Annotated in this window: 1 protein-coding gene; it reads left to right on the top strand. The window is 62.8% G+C overall.

All coding sequences use genetic code 11. The features are described from left to right. A partial coding sequence (locus AAEZ09_RS28050; RefSeq protein WP_350601605.1) for a TraI domain-containing protein occupies window positions 1–285 on the top strand: 285 nt, incomplete at both ends.

The following is a 285-nucleotide window of genomic DNA, read 5'->3' as shown; positions in this document are numbered from 1 at the left end:
CTGCAACGCAAGCTGCTGGACGGGTTGCGCTACCTGCTCAAGGAACAGTTGAAGCTGAACCAGCCGGAAGCCTCCGATGGCTGGCTCACCGAGGATGGTTTGTGGCTGGTGAGCAAGACGGTCTCGGACAAACTGCGCGCACACCTCCTGTCTCAGGGGATCGATGGCATTCCTGCGAACAACACCGCCGTGTTCAACGTACTGCAGGACCACGGCATGCTCCAGCCCACCTCGGACGGCAAAGCGGTCTGGCGCGCGACCGTCACCAGCACGACCGGCTGGTCC

The sequence above is a fragment of the Pseudomonas sp. 65/3-MNA-CIBAN-0223 genome, from assembly GCF_040310425.1.
GTDB lineage: Bacteria > Pseudomonadota > Gammaproteobacteria > Pseudomonadales > Pseudomonadaceae > Aquipseudomonas > Aquipseudomonas gregormendelii.
Note: the sequence above shows the minus strand (reverse complement) of the source record. Positions and strands in the feature narration are given on the sequence as shown.